The sequence below is a fragment of the Pseudomonas sp. 51_B genome, assembly GCF_017491595.1.
GTDB lineage: Bacteria > Pseudomonadota > Gammaproteobacteria > Pseudomonadales > Pseudomonadaceae > Aquipseudomonas > Aquipseudomonas promysalinigenes.
Genome location: NZ_JAFGYW010000274.1, coordinates 1 through 484, shown reverse-complemented (window position 1 = coordinate 484; position 484 = coordinate 1). Strand labels below are relative to the sequence as shown.

Here is a 484-nt window from a genome sequence, read left to right as displayed (position 1 = left end):
GTGTCGGCCAGATCGCGGTGCGAGAAATAGAGATCGATGTAGTCGGTCTGCAGGCGTCGCAGCGAATCGTCGGCGGCCTTCAGAATGTTCTCGCGCGACAGGCCGGCCCGCGTTTCGAGCAGCCCGACCTTCGTAGCGATCACGACCTGGTCGCGCTTGCCCGAGCGCTTGAGCCACTTGCCGATGATCGTCTCCGATTCGCCGCCCTGGTTGCCGGGCACCCACGCCGAATAGACGTCGGCCGTGTCGATGAAATTGATGCCCGCGTCGGCGAGCGCGTCGAGCAGCGAGAACGACGTGTTCTCGTCGGCGGTCCAGCCGAACACGTTGCCGCCGAACACGAGCGGCGAAACTTGAATCGTCGAGGTACCGAGTGAGCGTAGTGCCATCTTTTCTCTCCGTTCGATGATGAGCGTCCGGCCGGCGCGCGGCTTCACGCCATTCATGCTAACGCGCGGCCGGCGCGCTTCAAACCGATTAAACC

The 484-nt window shown here is 63.4% G+C and carries 1 protein-coding gene; it reads right to left on the bottom strand.

The features are described 5' to 3' along the window. Positions 1-389, bottom strand: a 389-nt coding sequence (locus J5M56_RS24790) for an aldo/keto reductase (protein WP_207938036.1), incomplete at its 3' end; no start/stop codon positions are given. Positions 390-484: the final 95 nt, after the last annotated feature.